The organism is Pseudoduganella sp. GW821-FHT12E03, assembly GCF_058807115.1.
Genome location: NZ_JBXAQJ010000016.1, coordinates 34,908 through 54,971, shown reverse-complemented (window position 1 = coordinate 54,971; position 20,064 = coordinate 34,908). Strand labels below are relative to the sequence as shown.

Genomic DNA, 20,064 nt, shown 5'->3' with positions numbered 1-20,064 from the left:
TTTTGTCATAAATTGGGTCTGACCCCAGGGTGTGACATGGTGCGGTGGAAACGCCATGCAAAAACGCCCGGGCACCTTGTCGGTGCACCGGGCGTTGGAGGATCAGGCGGAGCGGAGATTAGCCGATGAAGTTGAACAGCGACAGACTGGTCAGCGTTTTATACGACTTTTGCGCCGCTTCCAGGCTGATTTGCTGTTGCGTGAAATTCGAAATCGCCGTGATGGTGTCGATATCCTGCAAGTCGGACAAGGTGGACGCGTACTGGATATTCAAGTCTTCACCCGCGCTGTCGAGGTAATCCATTTCCTTCAGCCGTGCGCCGACCGAGGCGCGCACCGACAGCACATTGTCGATCGAATTGTCGAGGTTGGAGTTGGCGATATTGAGCAGGTTGTTCAGCTTGGCCTGTCCCACTTCGCCCGTCGCATCCGAGCGCAAGGCATTGATCACGTCCTGCACCGTCTCGAACACGGATTTTTTCGCGCTCGGGTTGACGGTGAACTTGTCCAGGTCGGCGGGATTGCCATGAATCTCGAATTGCAGCCCGTCAAACGCAATGGTTTCACCGCTCTTGTACGGAATCGGATCGGGCGGGACGGGATTGGCCGGCACCGGCTGGTTCAACGTCATGTCCATCACCGTGTATGTGGTGACGGCGGGGATGCCGGGCGAGCCCGGCGTCACGCTGAAATTGATTTCATACTGGTGGTCGGTCACGGCATTGGCGTTGGTGACGGAGCCAGGGGAAATAATGCCGCTGCCGCCCCGCGTGACGTTGGCCGGGTCGGCCCCGGTCTGGAACGTGCCATTGCCGGTGACATTGTTTTCAAAAATCGACGAACCGGAATCGCTGATGGCCAGCGAGCGGGTCGAGCCCACTTGCAGAGCGCGTTCCCCCTGGTCGCCCTGGTAAATCGCGCCGGCCGACGTCTTGGCAAATGGCACGCTGTCCTTGTAGCCGGAAAACAGGTAGCCGCCGGTGCCATCGGCGGTATTGGCCACCCCCAGCAAGTCGGCCAGGCGGGCTTCCAGTTCCACCGCGATCATGGCACGGTCCTGGTTGGTCATCGAACCATTGCCGCCGTTCACGGACAGCGTTTTGATGTCTTGCAGCAGCGATGTGGTGGATGCCAGCGCGACTTCTTCCTGCGACAGCGAAGAACGGGCATTCTGGCGGTTGGTCACCAGCTGCGTATTGACTGATTGCGATTGCGTGATTTCCAGCGCCCGCGCGGTGGCAATCGGGTCGTCGGACGGCGCCAGGTTTTTGCGGCCGGTTGCCAGCTGTTGCTGGATCTTCGACATATTGGTTTGCAGCGACGACAGCTGGCTCTTGCCGTGGTCGAAAATCGTCTTGGTGCTGATGCGCATGATCATGTTTCAATACTCCTTAGCGGCCCAGCGAGACCAGCACGTCAAACAGCTGGCTGGCGATCTGCATCACCTTGCCCGCCGCCTGGTAAGCCTGCTGGTAGCGCAGCAATTCCGCCGCTTCCTCATCCAGGTTCACGCCCACCACGCTCTGGTACGCATTGGTGGCCTGCTCGGCGGCGGCGTCGGCCGCCAGCCCGCCGATCTGCACTTCGCGCGCCTTGTTGCCGATCGCATTGACCATGGCGGCATAGCCGCTCTGGAACGTGGCCTTGCCGTTATTTAAAACATTCTTGGTTTGCAAACCGGCCAGCAGTGCGCCGTTGCGGTTGTCCTTGGTGCCGCCCGCGTTCGGGGCGGTGACGGCAAACGTATCGTTGTTGCCGGGCGTGCCGGAAATCGCGACGCTGATGCCGCCAAAGGTGAACGTGTCGCCATCCGTATAGGGAATCGGCGTGGTGCCGGCCGCATAGGTGGTCGAGGCGCCGTTGACGCCTTTCACCACCACGTCCTGCGTGGCGGGGAAGCCGGTAAAACCGCCCCCCGCCTGGTCATACGCCAGAGTCACCGTGCCGTTCAGCGTATTGGCCGGATCAAGGAAATCCGCATCGACCACGCCGGCGCTGATCTTGCCATTGCCGGTGTTGGTCAACGGCGCATTGGTGGTGACCGGCGCCGCCAGCGCGATCTTGCCGACATCGGTCAGCGCCACGCTGATCGTCGACGCCGCATTCACGGTCGGCTTGATTTCAAAGTGGTCGCCTGTCGCCGGCGTGCCGGTAATCGTATATTCGACACCGTCGATCATTTGCGGTTCCGTTTGCGGGAACGGCGAAATCACGGTCGACTGGCCATCCGACTGGCGCTTCAGGTACAGGTTGGTGCCGTCGTAATTCAAGTCATAGGTGCTGGTGGTCAGCGCGCTGGCATCCTTGACGATACCGGTGACCGTCGCCGTGCTCAGCGGCGAGTTACGCTTGTCGATGCCGACACCGACTTCAATATCTTTAAAGAAATTACCGCCGATGGCGCCATTACGGTCTTGCCCCAACTGGTGCTGGGCATTGAAGGCGGCGGCGATCCCGGCGGCCACCTGCCCCAATTGCGCCTGGGCCTGGTCCAGCGATTCACCGCGGAATTTCAACAGCGCGCCCAAGGTGCCCCCACCCATCAGCGCACTGTCCGGCAAGCTGGATACTTTGTCGCCGGCCACATAACCGATCGACAACTTGTTCACGTCCGACAGCGAGGTCTGCGTGGCCAGCTGGTAACTGCGGTTACCGATCACCAGCGGCTGGCCGGTACCGATCGATACCGTCAACGTGTTGCTGGCGCCCTTTTCCACGTTGACCTTGACCATCTTGTTCAATTCGCGGATCAATTGGTCGCGCTGGTCCAGCAAGTCATTCGGCATGCGCGACGCATCGGCGGACAGGCCGGCGATATCGTTATTGAGCTGGGCAATCTTGCTGCCATACGAATTGATCTGGCCAACCGTCGTCGTGACTTCGGCATTGACGCCCTCGCCGATTTCCGTCAGGCGCTCGCTCATGCTGTGAAAACGGCCCGCCAGCGTATTGGCGGTCGACAGCAGCGCGCTGCGCGACGCATCGGTGGCGGGATTGGACGCGGCATCCTGCACGCCCTTGAAGAAATCCTGCAGCGCCGGTGACAGGCCGGAAGTGGAATCGGCCAGCAAATTATCGATCTGGCTGATCTGTGAAAAGTAACCATTTTGCTCAGCCTGCGTCGACTGGGCATTCATCAACGTTTTGTTGAGGAAATCATCATACTGGCGCACGATGGCCGTCACCGTGGTACCGGTGCCGAGGAAGAAACCACCGGTGGCTTCCGGCTGGGCATTGCCCTGCAACACCGTCTGGCGGCTGTAACCTTCGACGTTGGCGTTGGCGATGTTGTGCCCGGTCGTGGACAGACCGATCTGTGCCGCCATTAAACCCGTTTTACCGACGCTGAGGATACTCATGATGAAGTGTGCTTTTTTGCTGGATCTGTGTAGTCTACGGCAGGCTGCGCCAAAACTTGAAATTCCGGGCGGCTACAGTACCGCGCCCCGGGCAAGATTGCCATCCTGATACCGCTTAAACCAGTGACCGTTTGATAATACTGGTCAGCTTGGCGGCGTAATTCGGGTCGGTCGCATAACCGGCGCGCTGCAAGCCTTGCGCGAACTTGGTGGCATCGCCCGCGCTGGCCATGACTTTTTCATAGCGCGGGTTGTTGCTCAGCAGGCGCGCATAATCCTTGAAGCTGTCCGCATAGCTGTCATAGGCGCGGAATTTTTCAACCCGGCGCTGCGCCACGCCGTTGACATATTCCGTGGTGACCGCCTGCACGGTTTTGCCCTTCCATTCCGGACCGGCCTTGATGCCGAACAGGTTGTGGCTGTTGGTGCCGTCGCGTCCCTTGATTTCACGGCGGCCCCAGCCGCTTTCCAGCGCGGCCTGGCCCAGCATGAACTTGGCCGGAATGCCGGTAGATTTCGAGGCTTCATCGGCATGGCTGCCCAGCTTGTCCTGGAAAGCGCGCACGTGCGGCGACTGGTTGGCGCGGGCGGCTTCCTGCTGCGGCGTCAGGCTGGCGGCCGGCTGCGCGCCGCCCACCGCTTCCAGCGCCTTTTGCAAGCGCTGCGCCGCCAGCGCGGAGGTGCCGTCCAGTCCGGTCAACGCGCTGTCATCGCCCAGCTTCAGCGCCTGCGCATTCTGGGTCTGTGACAGTTGGCGCACCAGCACGTCGGCCAGTCCCATGCCCTTGTTGGCCAGGTTCTGGCTGGTTTGCTGGTCCAGCATGGCGGTAAACGTCTTGGTTTGCTGGTTGTCCATCATGCCGTCTTGCGGCGTGGCGTCGCGCATGCTTTTCATCACCATGTTCAGGAACATGGATTCAAACTGCTTGGCGGCGCCTTTCAGCGCTTCCGGCGAGCCTTCCCTGGCTTGCTGGCGCAATCCGCCCATGCCCTTGACGTCGGACGCCAGCGTCGCGGACAGATCGGTGGAGACGGGACTTTGACGGATCATGGCGGCCTCAGATGATTTCCAGTTCGGCGCGCAAGGCGCCCGCGCTCTTCATCGCCTGCAGGATGGCCAGCAAATCCTGGGGCGTGGCGCCAATCGCGTTCAAGGCCTTGACGACATCGGACAGCGACGCGCCGCCGTTCACCATCATGACCTTGCCGCTGTCTTTTTTGATATCGATCTGGCTGTTTTGCGTGACCACGGTCTGCCCCGCCGACAAGGCATTGGGCTGGCTCACTTGCGGGTCGGTGCTGACCGAGACCGACAGGTTGCCATGTGAAATCGCGCAAGTTTCCAGGGTCACGGCCTGGTTCATCACCACCGAACCAGTGCGCGCATTCATGATGACCTTGGCCGCCTGTTTGGCCGGGTTCACATCCAGCGCTTCCAGCGCCCCGATAAACGACACGCGCAAGTCCGACGACGACGGCGCCTGCACGCGGATCACGCGGCCATCGAGCGCGTAGGCGATACCGGCGCCGTACTTGTCGTTGATGGCTTCCACCACCCGGCTGACCGTCGCAAAATCGGTTTCCTTCAATTCCAGGCGGATCATATTGTTTTCGCCCACATTCGAGGCGACCGCGCGCTCCACCGTGGCACCGCCGGAAATCCGGCCCACCGACAAGTGATTGACCACCACCGAACTGCCGCCCGATTGCGCGCCGACACCGCCCACCAGGATATTGCCCTGCGCCATGCCATACACCTGGCCATCGGCGCCTTTTAACGGCGTCATCAGCAAGGTGCCGCCGCGCAAGCTTTTCGCGTTCCCCATTGACGACACGGTAATGTCCAGCAACTGGCCCGGTTGGGCAAACGGCGGCAGGGACGCGGTCACCATCACGGCCGCCACGTTTTTCAATTGCAGGCTGGCGGCGGACGGTAACGTGATGCCCATTTGCTGCAGCATCGACGCGATGGTTTGCACCGTGAACGGGGTTTGCGTGGTCTGGTCGCCGGTGCCATCGAGGCCGATCACCAGGCCGTAACCCATCAACTGGTTACTGCGCACGCCGGCGATATTGGCCAGGTCCTTAATGCGCTCGGCGTGGCTTGCCGGCGCCAGCGCCAGCAGCGCGGCCAGGAACAGGGTTTTGATAGCGTTCTTCATGGTCAGAATGGCAGCAGGCTGAGGAAGAAGCGCGACACCATGGAATTCATTTCCGCGCGGTCGATCTTGCTGTTGGTGCGGTATTCGACGCGGGCGTCGGCCACGGCGGTCGACACCACCGTGTTGCCGCTGGTGATGGCGTCCGGATTGATCATGCCGGAGAAGCGGATGAACTCGGTGCCCTTGTTCATGGCGATCTGTTTTTCGCCAGCGACAATCAGGTTCCCGTTCGGCAGTACTTCCACCACCGTCACGCCCATGTTGCCGGTGAAGGTGTTGCTGGCGCTCTGGTTGTCCGCGTCGGCAAACTTGCTGGAACCGGAGGTGGCCACGCTGGCGCCCAGGCTGGCCGCCAACGGGCCCGGCGTGGTGAACGCCAGGCTGCCGGATTTGCTGCCGGAGGTGGCGCCGGCTTTGACGGCCGCGGTTTTTTCCGTGATGACGATATTGATGACGTCGCCCACGTGGCGTGCGCGGCGGTCTTCGAAGTGCGGGCGGTACGCTTGCGGCTGGAAAATCGCGCCATTGCTGGCGGGCTGCATTTGCGCCATCGACAGCGGCCGCGCCGTGGTGGGCTGCTGCACGATGGACGTCGGCGTGGTGCCACAGGCGCTCAGCGCCAGCAGGCTCGCTACGGCAAACAAGACCTTGGTCATGGCAATCCCCTTACAGTTGCGACAGCTTGGCCAGCATCTGGTCGGACGTGGTGATGGCCTTGCTGTTGATCTCGTACGCGCGCTGGGTCTGGATCATGTTGACCATCTCTTCCACCACGTTGACGTTCGACGTTTCCACGTACCCTTGCAGGATCACGCCGGTGCCGTTGGTGCCGGGCGTATTGGCTTGCGCCGCGCCCGATGCGCCGGTCTCGACGTACAGGTTTTCGCCTTTGGATTCGAGGCCGGTCGGATTGATGAAGGTCGACAGCTGGATGCTGCCGATCTGCTGCGCGGCAGTCTGGCCCGGCAGGGTCACGGACACGGTGCCGTCGCGGCCGACCGTGATGCTTTGCGCATTGATGGGGACCGTGATGGCGGGCTGCAGCACGAAGCCGCTCGACGTCACCATCTGGCCATTGGCATCGCGCTGGAACGAGCCATCGCGCGTGTACGCCGTGGTCCCGTCGGGCAACAGCACATTGAAGAAGCCGTTACCGTTGACCATCAAGTCTTTATCGTTGCCGGTCGCCTGCGGATTGCCCTGGGTGAAGATCCGTTCGATCGCGACCGGGCGCACGCCGGTGCCAACCTGCATGCCGGAAGGCAGATTGGTTTGCTGCGATGATTGTGCGCCGGGCTGCCGTACGTTTTGGTACAGCAAGTCTTCGAACACGGCGCGGGATTTTTTGAAGCCGTTGGTGCTGACGTTGGCCAGGTTGTTGGCAACCGTGTCCATTTGCGTCTGCTGCGCTTCCATGCCGGTTTTGGCGATCCACAGCGAACGTATCATGATCTCTCTCCCTAATTGGCTTTACCACACAGCCATTATGGAGGGAGAGGTGTCAATTCAAAGCGATGATCTGGGTAGCTTTCGCCGCGTTATTCTCGGCATTCTTCAACAGGCTCATCTGCATTTCAAACGCGCGGCCCAGCTGGATCATGTTGACCATCGAGTCCACGGCGCTGACGTTGCTGCCTTCCAGCGCGCCGCTGACCAGGCTGACCCGGGCATCGAAATCGGCCGGCTGGCCGGAATTCTGGCGGAACAAGCCATCGGCGCCGCGCGCCAGCTCCTTCGTGTCGGGATTGACCAGCTTGATGCGGCCGAGGATATTGGCGGGCCCCGGCTGGGTCTGGCCGGTACTGATGACGCTGACGGTACCGTCGCCGGCAATGGCGATATCGGAGTCAGGCGGAATCGCGATCGGACCGCCCTCGCCCTGGATGGTCTGGCCGCTGGTGGTTTGCAGCAGCCCGTTTTCACTGACTTTGAAACTGCCATTGCGGGTATAGGCTTCCGAACCGTCGGACGCCTGCACCGCGATCCAGCCCTCGCCCCGCACCGCCACGTCGAGCGCGCGGCCGGTGGTCATGATGGGGCCCGCGCGGAAATCCGCGCCGACCGTGTTGTCGACCACGAAGGTCCGGGTCGGCAAGCCGCCATCCTGCTGCACCGGCACCGCGCGGAACGAATCGAGCTGGGCGCGGAAGCCCGTGGTGCTGACATTGGCCAGGTTGTTCGACACGGTCGCCTGCTGTTCCAGCAAGTGGCGCGCGCCGGTCATGGCGGTATAAATCAGCTTATCCATGGGCTACTCCTTTATTAACGCAGGTTCACGAGGGTTTGCAGCACCTGGTCTTGCGTCTTGATGGTTTGCGCATTGGCCTGGTAGACGCGCTGCGCCGTGATCATGTTGACCAGTTCCGCCGTCAAGTCCACGTTGGACGATTCCACCGACGACGAGCGCAGCGAACCCAGGGTGCCGGTACTTGGCGCGCCGATTTGCGGCGCACCGGAGGCCGAGCTTTCCACCCACGCATTGTTACCGAGCGGGGTCAAGCCATCAACACTGGTGAAGTTGGCCAGCACGATCTGGCCCAGCGGACGCGATTTACCGTTGCTGTATTGGCCCAGGATCACGCCATCGGCGCCAGCCGCGAAACGTTCCAGGTGACCGGACGAGTAGCCGTCTTGCGTGGACGCTTTTTCACTGGTGCTGATGCCGTATTGCGTGGTGCCGACGAAGTTGGTCTGGATCGTCAGCGGCTCGGTCGCCCCCGTGTCCGGGAAGATCGGCAGGGTGATGGTGAACGGCAGTGTGTTGAGCGGGTCGAGGTTGGTCATCGCCGTGGTGTTCAACGCGCCCTGTGCGTCGAAGATCAGGGTCGATACTTTGATGGCCGGCGCACTGACCGCATCGCCCAGCTTGCGCATGATTTCATCTGGATTAGTGCCGACGATAGCGCCAACGTCGGTCGGTGCGGTGAAGGCCGCCGTCAGTGTATCGATTTGCGTCTGGGTCGGGGTCACACCCAGCGTGTTGGGCAAGTCATTCAAGGCCGCCAGCATGGCATTGCCGGCGATACTGGAGAAGTTCAGGTTGGCGGTGGCGATATCCGCTGCAACACCGGTCTGCAATGCGGCCTGGTACGCCGCGCGCGCATCAATGACGTTCTGATCATTGTTGACCGAGGAGGCCACCAGGGCCGCCGAACGCTCGCGGCCATCACTGCCGGCGTACACGTCCCACGTATTGGCGGCGGTCTTCACATAATAGGTGGACAGCACGTGCGGATTACCCAGGCTGTCGAACACGTCCAGCACGGTCTGCTTGTTGTACGTCAGCGGGTCGAGCGCATCGAATGGCACCTTGGCCGGCACCAGGCTGCGCGAGTCCAGGTTCAACTCGAAGTTGGCCTTGGTGGTTGCCACCGGCACCAGGTCCGACGAATCGATCTTGATCGGATCCGGCGCCCCCTGCAGGATCACGCCATCCTTATTGGCCTGGTAGCCGGACAGGAAATTGCCCTGCGCATTCGTGACAAAACCATTCTTGTCCAGCAAGAACTGGCCGTTACGGCTGTACTGCACCGCGCCGGTCGGCGTGGTCAGGCGGAAGAAGCCGCCACCGTTGATGGAAATATCGAGCGGGTTATTGGTGGTTTCGATATTACCCTGGGTGAATTGCTGCGCCAGGCGCGAGACCGACACACCGATACCGGCATTGTTGCCCGACACGCCGTTCAGCGAATTCGCATACAGGTCGGCGAATTGCGCCTGCGACTGCTTGAACCCCACCGTGGCCGAGTTGGCGATGTTATTGCCGATAACGTCGAGCGTTTTTGCCGCGGCATTCAAGCCGGAAAGTCCTTGCTGGAACATGATATCCCCTGGTGGTGTGGGTTACAGAATTACAGAATTTGCTTGACGTCATCCATCGTCAGCTGCGCGCCCGAAGGCAGGTTCAGCTTGACGCCGGCCGAGCCGGTCGAGACGCTCTGGATCACATTGAAGGACAGCGACGTCGCATCCTTCAACACTTCGCCACCGCGCTTGGCGGTGATACTAAAGCTGTATTTGCCATCGGGCGCGGTGGCGCCATCGTCCATCTTGCCATCCCACGCCAGCGGCGCGGAACCGGCTTCGGACGCGCCCAGGCTGACGGTTTTCACCAGCTTGCCGGACGGGCTGAAGATTTGCACGTCGACGCTGTCGGCCGGCGTGGCCAGGTCGATGCCGTACAGGCCCTTGCCTTCGCTGACATTGATGGTCTTGCCGGCGGACAGGATGCCGTGGTTGATCAGGCTGGTCGCCTGCAGGCTTTCCGACGATTTATAGCTGGCTTTCAGCGATTCCAGCGTGTCGTTCAATTTGTTCACGCCGGTCACGGTGGACAGCTGCGCGAACTGGCTGGTGACAGCGGCGTTATCCAGCGGATTCATCGGGTCCTGGTTTTTCAGCTGCGTCACCAGGAGGGTCATGAATTTATCCTGCTCGGCCGAGACCGCGTCCTTCGACGTGGCCTTCTTGGGATTGACCGAATTCAGCAGGGCTTCGGATGGGCCCTGGGCAACGGCGGTGTTAGTCACGCTCATGATTATTGTCCGATCGTTAAAGTCTTCAGCAGCAGGGTCTTGGCCGCGTTCATGGTTTCCACGTTGGTCTGGTACGAGCGCGAGGCCGACAGCATGTTGACCATTTCATCGACCACGTTCACGTTGGGCATGGAAACGTAGCCCTTGTCATCGGCCATCGGATGCTTGGGGTCATACACTTGTTTCAACGGCGACGGATCTTCGATCACGCGCTGCACCTTGACGCTGGTGGCGGCGCCATTCACCTGCGACGGCTGCGCTTCAAACACCACCTGCTTGGCGCGGTACGCTTCGCCGCTGGCGCTGGTGGCGCTGTCCGCGTTGGCCAGGTTGGAGGCCACCACATTGAGCCGCTGCGCCTGCGCACTCATGGCCGAACCGGAAACATTGAAAATATTAAACAGCGACATGATTATTGACCTCCCTGGATCGCCGTCATCAAGCCCTTGATCTGCGAATTGATCAAGGTGATGGCGGCTTCATAACGCAACGCGTTGTCGGCAAACTGGTTGCGCTCCACATCCATATCCACGGTATTGCCATCGACCGCGCCTTGCACGGTGCCACGGTATTGCAGTGCGGTGCCGTCCGGCAGCAGCATGCCGGCCTGCGTCGGGGCCGGATAATGCTTGGCCGCCGTAGTCTTCAGCGGTTGCTGCGGGCCGTTGCGGTCGATCGCCCCTTTCAGCGCCGCGCTGAAATCAAAGTCGCGCGCCTTGTAGTTCGGCGTATCGGCATTCGCGATATTCGACGCCAGCACGGTCTGGCGCTGCGAGCGCAGGCTCAGTGCCGTCTCATTAAAGCGCAAGTGATCGTCCAGTTTCCCTAACATCGCGAATTCTCCTTCAGTGATGGGAGCCATCTTACGCAGGTGCGGTCCATGACGATCGAACGATAAGCCCGGGTTTTGGGGCCTTATTCCACGCTTGGGAATGGGAGGCGGACCGTATCATGGCAACATTCGAAGAGGCCACGCCATGTCAATATTCTCGTTACCACATTCCGTAGGGCGGTTTCCGCAACGCGGAAGCCGCCACGCATGCGCCACCACCAGCACTGGCAATACTGCTGTGCCAGCATGGCGGCTTTGCAAAAGCCGCCCTACGGTATTCGCCGCTCTCTTCCTGGCTTGCGCCACCGCCTTTGCCCAGCAACCCACACGCCAGGACTTGACCCAATTAAAACTCACGGTCGAACAATTCCTGCAAAGCCAGGTGGCCGGCATGGCGGGCCAGGTCAGCGTGGCGGTCGGCCCGATCGACCAGCGCATGGCGCTGGCGGCCTGCCCGCAACCGCAGGCATTCTTCATGCCGGGCGCGCGCGCGTGGGGCAAGACCACGGTGGGTGTACGGTGTGCGTCCCCGTCCGCATGGACGGTGTATATTCAAGCCAATGTCTCGGTGCAGGCGGATTACGTGGCCAGCGCGGTGCCGCTGGCGCAGGGCCAGCCGATCGAAGCGACGCAACTGGCGGTCATGCGCGGCGACTTGACCACCTTGCCGGCCGGTGTCGCCACCGACATGGCCCAGGTGATTGGCCGCAGCAGCAATGTGTCGCTGGCGGCTGGCACGCCGTTGCGGCTCGACACCCTGCGCAGCAAACCGGTGGTGCAATCGGGCCAGTTGGTGAAACTGGTGTCGGGCAATGCCAGCTTCCGGGTGTCATCGGAAGCGCGGGCGGTGGCCACGGCGGGCGAAGGACAGATGGTGGCGGTACGGACCGCCAGCGGGTCGCAAGTGACGGGCATTGCCCGCGCCGGAGGGCTGGTGGAAGTGGCATTCTGAAGTTGCCACAGGGTTATGAGAAAAATTGCTTTCCGGTAAGCTAAAGTTTCATCAAGTTGTGCCGTTAGAGACTCATACCCCGGAGTGTCACACTCCAACCAGATGAGGATGATGCTGTGAAAATTAACGACACACTTAAGGGCACGCCAGGTTTACCGTCGTCGTCCCCGGCGTCGGCAAATAATGCGCGCAGTGCGGAAAAAGCCGCGACCACACCGGTCGCGACCGACAGTGTCCGCCTGTCCTCGCAAGGCCAGGCCATGGCGGCCAGCGGCGCGGGTGGCAGCACCGGCGTGTTTGATACGCAAAAGGTCGACCGGATCAAGGAAGCCATTGCCAGTGGCAAGTTCCAGGTCAATTCAGAAAAAGTGGCGGATGGCTTGCTGGAAACAGTGAAAGATTTGCTGCACTCACGCAAACGTTAGGAAACTTCAATGCACACGGTATCACCGATGGACAGCCTGCGCGAAGAGCAGCGCGTCATCACTTCCCTGCTGGAAGTACTGAAACAGGAACAGCAATGCCTGATTTCAGCGGATATCGATGCATTAACCGCCCTCACCCCGGCCAAATCCGCTTTGGTCAATGACATGGCGGTATTGGCCAGCCAGCGCCACAGCGCGCTGGGCGCGGCAGGATTCAAACCCGAAGAAGCCGGCATGGAAGCCTGGCTGGCCGCCAGCGGTGATGCCGGCGCACAGCAATTCTGGCAGCAAGTGCTGCAACAGACCCGTGAAGCCAAAGAGCTGAACCGCATCAACGGTACGCTGATCAACAAACACTTGAATCACACCCAGGGCGCGCTGCAAGCGCTGCGCCCGCAAAGCCCTGCGCCGAACATGTACGGCCCGTCGGGGCAAACCACCAGCACGGCGACACGGCGCGGCTTCGTCGCCGGCTGATCCCTTCCCCCTGAATTTACTTGCCGGGCGCGCTGGCTGCGGCGCTTGCGGAAGCACTGGCATACGCCGTTGCCGAGGCACTCGCTTGCGCGCTGGCCGAAGCGCTGGCGCTGGCGCCCATCTTCACCCTGGCCGCCGTATCTTGCCCTTCGCCGCCGCATCCCGCCAATACCGCCACCACCGCCAACATCACCAGCGAACCCATTGCGCGCTTTTGCATCGTTTGCTTCCTTTCATGAATTTCAGTCAATAAAGATTTCCTAAAAGAATTTTATACGAGGGGAATTGTTAAATAACATCTCCTTCCATGCCATACGCAAAAGCAAATAAACAATGGGAATTGCAAATATTATTGAATTATATTCAATAATATTGACTTTTATCTATTGATAATTTTGAATGCACGGCGACGCATGCCACGTAACAGGCTTGCGCCATGCTTGCCACCAGGGGGGGATCAGCGCTCAGGCGTTGCGGGCGCCGTACTGGTCGAGACTTCAGTGGACGGATCGGGCATCCCGGACAGGATGGTCACCGCCACGCGGCGGTTGCGCGCGCGCCCCTCCGCTTCGCTGTTCGGCGCCAGCGGAATATTGTCGGCATGGCCGACGGCCGACATGCGCGGCGGCGGCACCCCGGCGTCGATAAACAGGCGCACCACGGCGCCGGCGCGGGCGGCCGACAATTCCCAGTTGGACGGGAAATTCGCATTACTGATCGGCACGTTATCGGTATGGCCCTCCACCTGCACCGCGTGGGGATCATTCATGAGGATTTTCGCCACTTCCGTCAGCGCTTCGCGCGAATCCGCCGTCAGTTTGGCCTGGCCCGGATCAAACAGCACCGAGGCATTGATTTCCACGCTGACACCACGGCTGTTTTGCGTGACCCGTACTTTGCCTTCCTTCACCAGCGGCGCCATGGTCGACAGCAGATCCTGCGCCAGCTTGGTCATTTGCTCTTTTTCCTTGCGCAGCAATTCCGTGCGGCGTTTCAGCGCCGGGTTCGGGATCGGCAAGTTCAGCACTTCGGTATTGACCGGCGTGGCGGAACCCTGGCCGCCGAAGGCATCGCCCAGCGCATCGGAAAACACTTTGTATTTGCCGATATTGACCGAGGAAATCGCGTACATGACGACAAAGAACGCGAACAGCAAGGTAATGAAATCCGAATAGGAAATCAGCCAGCGCTCGTGGTTTTCCGGTTCGTCATCAAATTTACGGCGGGCGCGGCGCTGCATATCAGTGGTCGCGCAGCAAGGTGGCGATGCGTTCGTCGATCACGCGGCTGTGGTCGCCGGTGGCAATGTCGTAAAACACGGCGGCCGCGATTTCCTGCTGGTGCACTTGCTGCGTGATGATGTTTTTCAGCTTGTTGGCGATCGGATAAAAGAACAGGTTGGCCAGCCCCACGCCATAAATCGTGGACACGAACGCAATCGCAATCCCCGGCCCCAGGCGGGACGGATCGGACAGGTTTTCCATCACCTGGATCAGGCCCAGCACGGCGCCCAGGATACCGATGGTCGGCGAATAGCCGGCGGCGGATTCCCAGATCCGCACCGCCTGGCGTTCGGAGGTTTCAAAGGCCGTGATTTCCGTGTCCAGCAACTGGCGCAGCTTGTCCGGATTGATGCCGTCGACGATCAGGCGCAGGCCCTTCGCATTGAACTTGTCCTTGGAAGACAGCATGTAGCGTTCCAGCGACAAATGGCCGTCGCGCTTGGCGGAATTGTTCCAGGCGGCGATCTCGCGCGCCAGCGAGGCGCGGCTGTCGGCCGGCGGCTTGATGATCCAGCGCAGCATGACCATGCCGCGGGAAAAAGTAGTGGCGCGGGTTTGCAGCAGGACGGCACCCAGGGTGCCGACCACGACAATGGCAAAAGCGGCCGGCTGCAACAGTGAACTGAGCTTGCCGCCTTCCATGCCCTGGCCGATCAGTACACCGGCCACCCCGAGAATAATGCCCGCTACGCTGGCCCAGTCCATGCCTGCTCCCGGAGCGATGCGCGCAGGCGCGCCACCGCTTGCGTATGCAACTGCGATACGCGTGATTCAGAAACGCCCATGACGGCGCCGATTTCCTTCAAGTTCAACTCTTCTTCGTAATACAGGCCCATCAGCATTTTTTCCCGTGGCGGCAAACCGTCGATGGCATCGATGACCGCCTGGCGGAAGTCGGTATCGAGCAGCGCGCGCAATGGATCGGCGTCGTCGTCCGAGCAATAGCGGTCGAGGAAACTGTCGTTGCCGTCGTCATCGCGGAAATCTTCGTAATAGACCAGTTGGTGGCCGCCGCCTTCGCCCAGCATTTCCTGGTAATCCGCCAGCGACAGCTTCAGCGATTTCGCGACTTCCGATTCGCTCGGCGGCCGGCCCAGCCGCTGCTGCAGCACCGCCATGGCATTTTCAATTTTGCGCATGTCTTGCCGCATCGAGCGCGGCAGCCAGTCGCTGTTGCGCAGCTCGTCGAGCATGGCGCCGCGTATGCGCATCACCGCATAGGTCTCAAACTGGGCGCCGTGGGTTTCTTCATAGCGGTTGATCGCATCGAGCAAGCCAATCATTCCGGCCTGCACGAGATCGTCCACTTCCACGCTGGGCGGCAGTTTCGCCTTCATATGATGGGCGAGACGCTTAACCAACGGCATGTGTTCCGTCAGCAGCGTATTTTTGTCCGCTTTCCCTTTGACCGTGTACATAAACTCTTTTAATTGTTATTACGCTGAATGGCTGCTGCTCCCCGTACGGAAGTTGTGCGCCCCGGCCAGCGCCAAACGCCCGGCCAGTTCACGGAACGCAACCGATGCCCCTGCCAGCGGAAATGCGTCAACCACCGCGCGCCCAAGGCGTGCGGCGCGCTGTAAATATTCGTCAGCCGGCACTGATCCCATCGACACCAGGTTGACCGCCAGGTAGCGACTCGCCGCTTGCGCCATATTATCGTAAACCACCCGGGCTTCGGCCTCTGATGCGCCGGTGACCAGGATACCGAATGGCCGGCGGCCCAATTCCATGTTCAGGCGCTTGATCATCGCATAAGCATTGGTGATCGAGGTGGCGCTGTTCGACACTTGCACCACGATCTCGGAACTGGCCATCACCGGCACGGGAAAGGCCGTACCGTCGAATTCCCCATCGACAATGACCATGCCGGTCTGCTTGGCCAGCACGTCAAACGCCTTGGCCAGGCGGCGTGTTTCATCCGGCCCGGTGCTGCGCACGCCGCGTGTCATCGATACCACACCGAAGCCTTGCGGCACCTGGTAAATCACCTGGTTCAAGCCGCATTGCTGGCGCGCCACGTCCAGCAGGCTGGCGCCATTGTCCACGCCCAGGCGCGAACCGACGCCATGCGCGCTGGCGCAGGCATCGACCAGCAGCACGTCATTGCCGGCGCGCGCCAGCGAGGCGCCCAGGTTGACCAGCATGGAACCTTTGTCATCCTGCGGCGTGGCCGACAGGAACGTCACGATGCGGGGCTGCGGCCCCGCCAGCATGCGGCGCAGGCCCTCCGCCTGGTCAAAATTAAAGCTGGTCATGGGCCACCTCCCGCTGCAATCGGTTCAATCCCGCGTTAGCCAAGGTGCACCTCGCGCATGCCGGCGGCGCCGGCCGCCATCAGCAGCGGCAAATCACTGTCTTGGAACTGGCTGGCGCCGGCGCCCTGTTTCAGGCGGAAGGCGCGCTCGACCAGCTGGGCCGGATCGGCCAGGTGCAAGTCTTCCGGCACGCGCTGGCCATTCGACACATAAAACATGTTGAGTTTCTGGCGGATCACCACGTCCAGCACATTGCCGATCGATGCCGCTTCATCGAGCTTGGTCATGATGCAGCCGGCCAGGCCGCTGCCCTGGTAGGCGCGCACCACTTCGTTCAGGGTTTCCTGGGTCGATGTCGCGTTCAGGCACAGCAGGCGTTTCACGGGCACATCGGAGCCTTGCAGCATGCCGATCTGTTCCGCCACCATGTGGTCGCGCTGGCTCATGCCGACCGTATCGATCAGCACGGTGTGCTTGTTGCGTAATTCTTTCAGTGCGATGCGCAGGTCGGCTTCATCTTTGACCGAGTGCACCATCACGCCGAGGATCTTGCCGTAGATGCGCAACTGTTCGTGCGCGCCGATACGATAGGCGTCGGTGGTGATCAGCGCCAGCTTTTCCGGGCCATGGCGCATCACGCAGCGGGCCGCCAGCTTGGCGGTGCTGGTGGTTTTGCCAACGCCGGTCGGGCCAACCAGCGCAAACACGCCGCCCTGCTCGATCAGCTGGTCTTCATTGGTGATGGCGGACAGGTTGCGGGTCAGGACGGTCTTAATCCAGCGCAGGCTGTCGGCGGCGTCGCGGCCGGCCGGCAGTTTTTCAATCAGGTAGCGCGCCAGGCTCGGAGAAAAGCCGGCCGCCAGCATTTCACGCAGCACGGCGGCTTTTTGCGGTTCGCGCTGCTGGGTCGAGCCCCAGGAGATTTCCGCCAGTTGTGTTTCCATCATGCCGCGCATGGCGCGCAGCTCATTCATCATCACGCTCATTTCCGCTGCCGCGTTGGCTTTGGCGCCGGCCACGGCGTCGGCCACCATGGCGGAGATACGGTCCATATCCAGCGATGGCGCCGGGGCGGCTGGCCTGGCGGGTGCGCTGTATTGTGGCTGCGCCGGCACCGGGCGCGGCGCCTGCTGCACTGGCGCCGCCGGGCGGGCGGCCGGACGCGGCATCGTTTCCGGCACCGATGGACGCATCGCGGCGGGACGCGCCGGCATCGCGGGGGCAAGAGGAGCGGCGGCGGCGCGCGCCTGGTACGAGTCAAAAGCGTCGAAGGCATCCATCGGCGCCTCCGGCAAATCCAGGTAAGGGGCAGGCTGCCCCATCGGCGAATCCATCGGAGGGGACGCCAGCGAAGCCGCATCGTCATTGGCCAGGGCGAGGATTTCCACTTCGCCATCGGTTGGACGGTTGGACAGGATCACGGCATCCGGACCCAGCGCTTCGCGCACCTTGCGCAGGGCTTCACGCGACGTTGGTGCAGTAAATTTTTTGACGTTCATGGCTTTTCCCCTGTTGGCGACAGGCCCTGCGTTCTCGATGCGCAGGGCTCACTTCGACACTTGCATTATTGGGGATGCAGCGGGGAAACAATCGAAGGAACAGGATGGGAAAAAGCCCCTATTTACCGATTTCTATTGCGTCCCCACCAAAGCCGTCACGCGAATCGTCTTCGACTCCGGGATTTCCGCATGCGACAGCACTTTCAATTGCGGCAACGCACGGCGCAGGAAGCGCGCCAGCAGCACGCGCAGCGGGCCCGGCACCAGCAGCACCGGCGTCAGGCCCAGCGCTTCCTGCTGCTGGGCGGCCTGGCCCGCCGACTGGGCAATGGTGTCGGCCAGGCCCGGCTCGATCCCGGCCCCGTCCGGCCCGCCCTGCGCCATAGCTTGCATCAGCAGGCGCTCGAGGCGGTTATCCAGGGTGATCACCGACAGTTCGCCGCCGGCAGGGAACAATTGCTGCACGATGGCGCGGCCCAGCGCAATTCGCACCAGCGCCGTCAATTCGTTCGGATCCTGCGTCATGGCCGTATGCTCGGCCAGGGTTTCGATAATCGAGCGCATGTCGCGGATGTGCACCCCTTCGGCCAGCAGGTTTTGCAGCACTTTTTGCAGGGCCGACAGCGACATCATCTTCGGCACCAGGTCTTCCACCAGCTTCGGCGATTCCTTCGACAAGTGGTCCAGCAGCGACTGCACTTCCGCACGGCCCAGCAGTTCGGACGCGTGCGTCGTGATCAGGTGGTTCAGGTGGGTGGCCACCACGGTGCCGGCGTCGACCACCGTGTAACCCATGGCTTGCGCCTGGTCGCGCAAGCCGGCATCGATCCAGATCGCCGGCAGGCCGAACGCCGGATCCTGGGTCACCAGGCCGGGCAAGGTGCCGCTGGCCATGCCGGGATTGATCGCCAGGTATTGGCCGTTGAACGCTTCGCCCGCGCCCACTTCAACGCCCTTGAGCGCAATGCGGTAGGCCGAGGGTTTCAATTCCAGGTTGTCGCGGATATGGACCGGCGGCGCCAGGAAGCCCACTTCCTGCGCAAACTTCTTGCGGATGCCCTTGATGCGCTTCAGCAGTTCGCCGCCCTGCGCCTTGTCCACCAGCGGAATCAGGCGGTAACCCACTTCCAGGCCCAGGGTATCGACCGGCAGCACGTCTTGCCAGGTCGCCTCTTCCGACTCCGGCGCCGGCGCGGCGGCGCCGCCAGCCTGCGCGGCTTCGGCCGCCGCTTCCGGGGTGCCGGGCACGGGTCCGGCGCCTGCCTTCCCTTTTTTCGACAACATGTAGCCGCCACCGATCAGCGCCGCCGCCAGCAGCAGGAACACCAGGTTCGGCATCCCGGGAATCAGGCCCATGCCGCCAATGATCGCGCCGGTGATGTACAGCACCTGCGGCTTGGCAAACAGCTGGCCCACCACCTGGGTGCCCACATCCTGCTCGCTGGCCACGCGCGACACCACGATACCGGCCGCGATGGAAATCACCAGCGAAGGAATCTGCGCCACCAGGCCGTCACCGATCGCCAGCAGGGTGTACAGCTTGGCGGCTTCGCCAAACGCCAGGTCGTGCTGGATCACGCCCACCAGCAAGCCGCCGACGACGTTGATGACGGTGACCAGGATGCCGGCCACCGCGTCGCCGCGCACGTACTTCGAGGCGCCGTCCATCGCGCCATAGAATTCCGCTTCCATCGACACTTCGCTGCGGCGCTTGCGGGCTTCGGCCTCGCCAATCAGGCCGGCATTCAAGTCGGCGTCAATCGCCATCTGCTTGCCCGGCATCGCGTCCAGGGCAAAACGCGCGCCCACCTCGGCGATACGGCCCGCACCTTTGGTCACCACCGTGAAGTTAATGATGGTCAGGATGATGAACACCACGATACCGACCGTGTAATTGCCGCCGATCAGGAAGTGGCCAAAAGCTTCGATCACCTTGCCAGCGGCCGCGCCACCGGTGTGGCCTTCGGTCAGCACCACGCGGGTCGAGGCCACGTTCAGCGACAGGCGCAGCATGGTCGATACCAGCAGCACGGCGGGAAAAGCCATGAAGTCCAGCGGCTTGACCGTATACAGGGCGGTCAGCAGCACGATGATGGACAGCGCGATATTAAAGCTGAAGAACAGGTCGAGGATGAACGCCGGCAGCGGCAGGATCATCATCACCAGCAGCATGATGATTAAGATCGGCGCCGCCAGGCTCTTGCTTTGTCCGCCCGGCAGGTTCAGACCGCTGACGCGGCTCGACAACCAGGGTGGCAGGTAGGCGTTCAGGCTCTTCATGA

Annotated in this window: 21 protein-coding genes; 3 read left to right on the top strand and 18 right to left on the bottom strand. The window is 61.7% G+C overall.

Translation table 11 applies throughout. From position 1 onward, the window contains the following. Positions 1-118 precede the first annotated feature (118 nt). From flgL to flgB, 11 genes are all read right to left on the bottom strand, one after another. Positions 119-1,378, bottom strand: a complete 1,260-nt coding sequence (gene flgL, locus AC1RRC_RS30185; RefSeq protein ID WP_493059447.1) for a flagellar hook-associated protein FlgL — start codon at positions 1,376-1,378, stop codon at positions 119-121. Positions 1,379-1,391: 13 nt separating this feature from the next. Beyond that, the gene (gene flgK / locus AC1RRC_RS30180) at positions 1,392-3,359 is read right to left on the bottom strand and encodes a flagellar hook-associated protein FlgK (protein ID WP_493059446.1); all 1,968 of its coding nucleotides are present in this window, start codon (positions 3,357-3,359) and stop codon (positions 1,392-1,394) included. Between the two features lie 115 nt (positions 3,360-3,474). Further along, complete coding sequence (gene flgJ, locus AC1RRC_RS30175; protein WP_493059445.1) at positions 3,475-4,410, bottom strand: flagellar assembly peptidoglycan hydrolase FlgJ; 936 nt, start codon at positions 4,408-4,410, stop codon at positions 3,475-3,477. A 7-nt stretch (positions 4,411-4,417) separates the two neighbouring features. Then, positions 4,418-5,521 (bottom strand): flagellar basal body P-ring protein FlgI, encoded by a 1,104-nt coding sequence (locus AC1RRC_RS30170; RefSeq protein ID WP_493059444.1) that lies wholly within the window; start codon positions 5,519-5,521, stop codon positions 4,418-4,420. Between the two features lie 2 nt (positions 5,522-5,523). Continuing rightward, positions 5,524-6,177, bottom strand: a complete 654-nt coding sequence (locus tag AC1RRC_RS30165) for a flagellar basal body L-ring protein FlgH (RefSeq protein ID WP_493059443.1) — start codon at positions 6,175-6,177, stop codon at positions 5,524-5,526. 10 nt (positions 6,178-6,187) lie between these two features. After that, complete coding sequence (gene flgG, locus AC1RRC_RS30160; RefSeq protein ID WP_493059441.1) at positions 6,188-6,970, bottom strand: flagellar basal-body rod protein FlgG; 783 nt, start codon at positions 6,968-6,970, stop codon at positions 6,188-6,190. A gap of 52 nt (positions 6,971-7,022) precedes the next feature. Continuing rightward, on the bottom strand, positions 7,023-7,769 hold the full coding sequence (gene flgF, locus AC1RRC_RS30155) for a flagellar basal-body rod protein FlgF (RefSeq protein WP_493059440.1): 747 nt from the start codon (positions 7,767-7,769) through the stop codon (positions 7,023-7,025). 14 nt (positions 7,770-7,783) lie between these two features. Then, a complete protein-coding gene (locus AC1RRC_RS30150; RefSeq protein WP_493059438.1) occupies positions 7,784-9,343 on the bottom strand; it encodes a flagellar hook protein FlgE in 1,560 nt (519 codons plus the stop codon). Positions 9,344-9,372: 29 nt separating this feature from the next. Then, entirely contained in the window at positions 9,373-10,056 is a 684-nt protein-coding gene (locus tag AC1RRC_RS30145) for a flagellar hook assembly protein FlgD (RefSeq protein ID WP_493059437.1), read from the bottom strand. Between the two features lie 2 nt (positions 10,057-10,058). Next, positions 10,059-10,466: a flagellar basal body rod protein FlgC gene (gene flgC / locus AC1RRC_RS30140; RefSeq protein WP_493059436.1), complete on the bottom strand. Its 408-nt coding sequence runs from the start codon at positions 10,464-10,466 to the stop codon at positions 10,059-10,061. Between the two features lie 2 nt (positions 10,467-10,468). Beyond that, the gene (gene flgB, locus AC1RRC_RS30135) at positions 10,469-10,888 is read right to left on the bottom strand and encodes a flagellar basal body rod protein FlgB (RefSeq protein WP_493059435.1); all 420 of its coding nucleotides are present in this window, start codon (positions 10,886-10,888) and stop codon (positions 10,469-10,471) included. Positions 10,889-11,225: 337 nt separating this feature from the next. Here flgB and flgA point away from each other — a divergent pair, with 337 nt between their 5' ends. The 3 genes from flgA (at position 11,226) to AC1RRC_RS30120 (ending at position 12,742) form a co-directional block, all read left to right on the top strand. Beyond that, positions 11,226-11,840: a flagellar basal body P-ring formation chaperone FlgA gene (gene flgA / locus AC1RRC_RS30130; protein WP_493059434.1), complete on the top strand. Its 615-nt coding sequence runs from the start codon at positions 11,226-11,228 to the stop codon at positions 11,838-11,840. A gap of 116 nt (positions 11,841-11,956) precedes the next feature. After that, positions 11,957-12,265, top strand: coding sequence for a flagellar biosynthesis anti-sigma factor FlgM (gene flgM / locus AC1RRC_RS30125; RefSeq protein WP_493059432.1), 309 nt, complete (start codon positions 11,957-11,959; stop codon positions 12,263-12,265). A 9-nt stretch (positions 12,266-12,274) separates the two neighbouring features. Next, positions 12,275-12,742 carry a flagella synthesis protein FlgN gene (locus tag AC1RRC_RS30120; RefSeq protein WP_493059431.1) on the top strand — a complete coding sequence of 156 codons (468 nt, stop codon included), beginning with the start codon at positions 12,275-12,277 and terminating at the stop codon, positions 12,740-12,742. A gap of 16 nt (positions 12,743-12,758) precedes the next feature. On the opposite strand, the gene AC1RRC_RS30115 is transcribed toward AC1RRC_RS30120, so the two are convergent. From AC1RRC_RS30115 to flhA, 7 genes are all read right to left on the bottom strand, one after another. Further along, positions 12,759-12,962, bottom strand: coding sequence for a hypothetical protein (locus AC1RRC_RS30115; RefSeq protein ID WP_493059430.1), 204 nt, complete (start codon positions 12,960-12,962; stop codon positions 12,759-12,761). A 237-nt stretch (positions 12,963-13,199) separates the two neighbouring features. Further along, the gene (motD, locus tag AC1RRC_RS30110; RefSeq protein ID WP_493059429.1) at positions 13,200-13,982 is read right to left on the bottom strand and encodes a flagellar motor protein MotD; all 783 of its coding nucleotides are present in this window, start codon (positions 13,980-13,982) and stop codon (positions 13,200-13,202) included. A gap of 1 nt (position 13,983) precedes the next feature. Then, the gene (locus AC1RRC_RS30105) at positions 13,984-14,730 is read right to left on the bottom strand and encodes a flagellar motor protein (protein ID WP_493059427.1); all 747 of its coding nucleotides are present in this window, start codon (positions 14,728-14,730) and stop codon (positions 13,984-13,986) included. Continuing rightward, on the bottom strand, positions 14,712-15,443 hold the full coding sequence (locus tag AC1RRC_RS30100; RefSeq protein WP_493059426.1) for an RNA polymerase sigma factor FliA: 732 nt from the start codon (positions 15,441-15,443) through the stop codon (positions 14,712-14,714). The genes AC1RRC_RS30105 and AC1RRC_RS30100 overlap by 19 nt, the downstream gene beginning before the upstream one ends. 18 nt (positions 15,444-15,461) lie before the next feature. After that, entirely contained in the window at positions 15,462-16,283 is an 822-nt protein-coding gene (locus AC1RRC_RS30095; protein WP_493059424.1) for a MinD/ParA family ATP-binding protein, read from the bottom strand. 35 nt (positions 16,284-16,318) lie between these two features. Continuing rightward, a complete protein-coding gene (gene flhF / locus AC1RRC_RS30090; protein ID WP_493059423.1) occupies positions 16,319-17,782 on the bottom strand; it encodes a flagellar biosynthesis GTPase FlhF in 1,464 nt (487 codons plus the stop codon). 132 nt (positions 17,783-17,914) lie between these two features. Then, on the bottom strand, positions 17,915-20,062 hold the full coding sequence (gene flhA, locus AC1RRC_RS30085) for a flagellar biosynthesis protein FlhA (RefSeq protein ID WP_493059422.1): 2,148 nt from the start codon (positions 20,060-20,062) through the stop codon (positions 17,915-17,917). Between the last annotated feature and the right edge of the window lie 2 nt (positions 20,063-20,064).

What these genes read in the sequence shown, in the direction of transcription:
- flgL (WP_493059447.1), bottom strand. Translation starts at nt 1,378, where the DNA reads ATGATCATGCGCATCAGCACCAAGACGATTTTCGACCACGGCAAGAGC.
- flgK (WP_493059446.1), bottom strand. Translation starts at nt 3,359, where the DNA reads ATGAGTATCCTCAGCGTCGGTAAAACGGGTTTAATGGCGGCACAGATC.
- flgJ (WP_493059445.1), bottom strand. Translation starts at nt 4,410, where the DNA reads ATGATCCGTCAAAGTCCCGTCTCCACCGATCTGTCCGCGACGCTGGCG.
- AC1RRC_RS30170 (WP_493059444.1), bottom strand. Translation starts at nt 5,521, where the DNA reads ATGAAGAACGCTATCAAAACCCTGTTCCTGGCCGCGCTGCTGGCGCTG.
- AC1RRC_RS30165 (WP_493059443.1), bottom strand. Translation starts at nt 6,177, where the DNA reads ATGACCAAGGTCTTGTTTGCCGTAGCGAGCCTGCTGGCGCTGAGCGCC.
- flgG (WP_493059441.1), bottom strand. Translation starts at nt 6,970, where the DNA reads ATGATACGTTCGCTGTGGATCGCCAAAACCGGCATGGAAGCGCAGCAG.
- flgF (WP_493059440.1), bottom strand. Translation starts at nt 7,769, where the DNA reads ATGGATAAGCTGATTTATACCGCCATGACCGGCGCGCGCCACTTGCTG.
- AC1RRC_RS30150 (WP_493059438.1), bottom strand. Translation starts at nt 9,343, where the DNA reads ATGTTCCAGCAAGGACTTTCCGGCTTGAATGCCGCGGCAAAAACGCTC.
- AC1RRC_RS30145 (WP_493059437.1), bottom strand. Translation starts at nt 10,056, where the DNA reads ATGAGCGTGACTAACACCGCCGTTGCCCAGGGCCCATCCGAAGCCCTG.
- flgC (WP_493059436.1), bottom strand. Translation starts at nt 10,466, where the DNA reads ATGTCGCTGTTTAATATTTTCAATGTTTCCGGTTCGGCCATGAGTGCG.
- flgB (WP_493059435.1), bottom strand. Translation starts at nt 10,888, where the DNA reads ATGTTAGGGAAACTGGACGATCACTTGCGCTTTAATGAGACGGCACTG.
- AC1RRC_RS30120 (WP_493059431.1), top strand. Translation starts at nt 12,275, where the DNA reads ATGCACACGGTATCACCGATGGACAGCCTGCGCGAAGAGCAGCGCGTC.
- AC1RRC_RS30115 (WP_493059430.1), bottom strand. Translation starts at nt 12,962, where the DNA reads ATGCAAAAGCGCGCAATGGGTTCGCTGGTGATGTTGGCGGTGGTGGCG.
- motD (WP_493059429.1), bottom strand. Translation starts at nt 13,982, where the DNA reads ATGCAGCGCCGCGCCCGCCGTAAATTTGATGACGAACCGGAAAACCAC.
- AC1RRC_RS30105 (WP_493059427.1), bottom strand. Translation starts at nt 14,730, where the DNA reads ATGGACTGGGCCAGCGTAGCGGGCATTATTCTCGGGGTGGCCGGTGTA.
- AC1RRC_RS30100 (WP_493059426.1), bottom strand. Translation starts at nt 15,443, where the DNA reads ATGTACACGGTCAAAGGGAAAGCGGACAAAAATACGCTGCTGACGGAA.
- AC1RRC_RS30095 (WP_493059424.1), bottom strand. Translation starts at nt 16,283, where the DNA reads ATGACCAGCTTTAATTTTGACCAGGCGGAGGGCCTGCGCCGCATGCTG.
- flhF (WP_493059423.1), bottom strand. Translation starts at nt 17,782, where the DNA reads ATGAACGTCAAAAAATTTACTGCACCAACGTCGCGTGAAGCCCTGCGC.
- flhA (WP_493059422.1), bottom strand. Translation starts at nt 20,062, where the DNA reads ATGAAGAGCCTGAACGCCTACCTGCCACCCTGGTTGTCGAGCCGCGTC.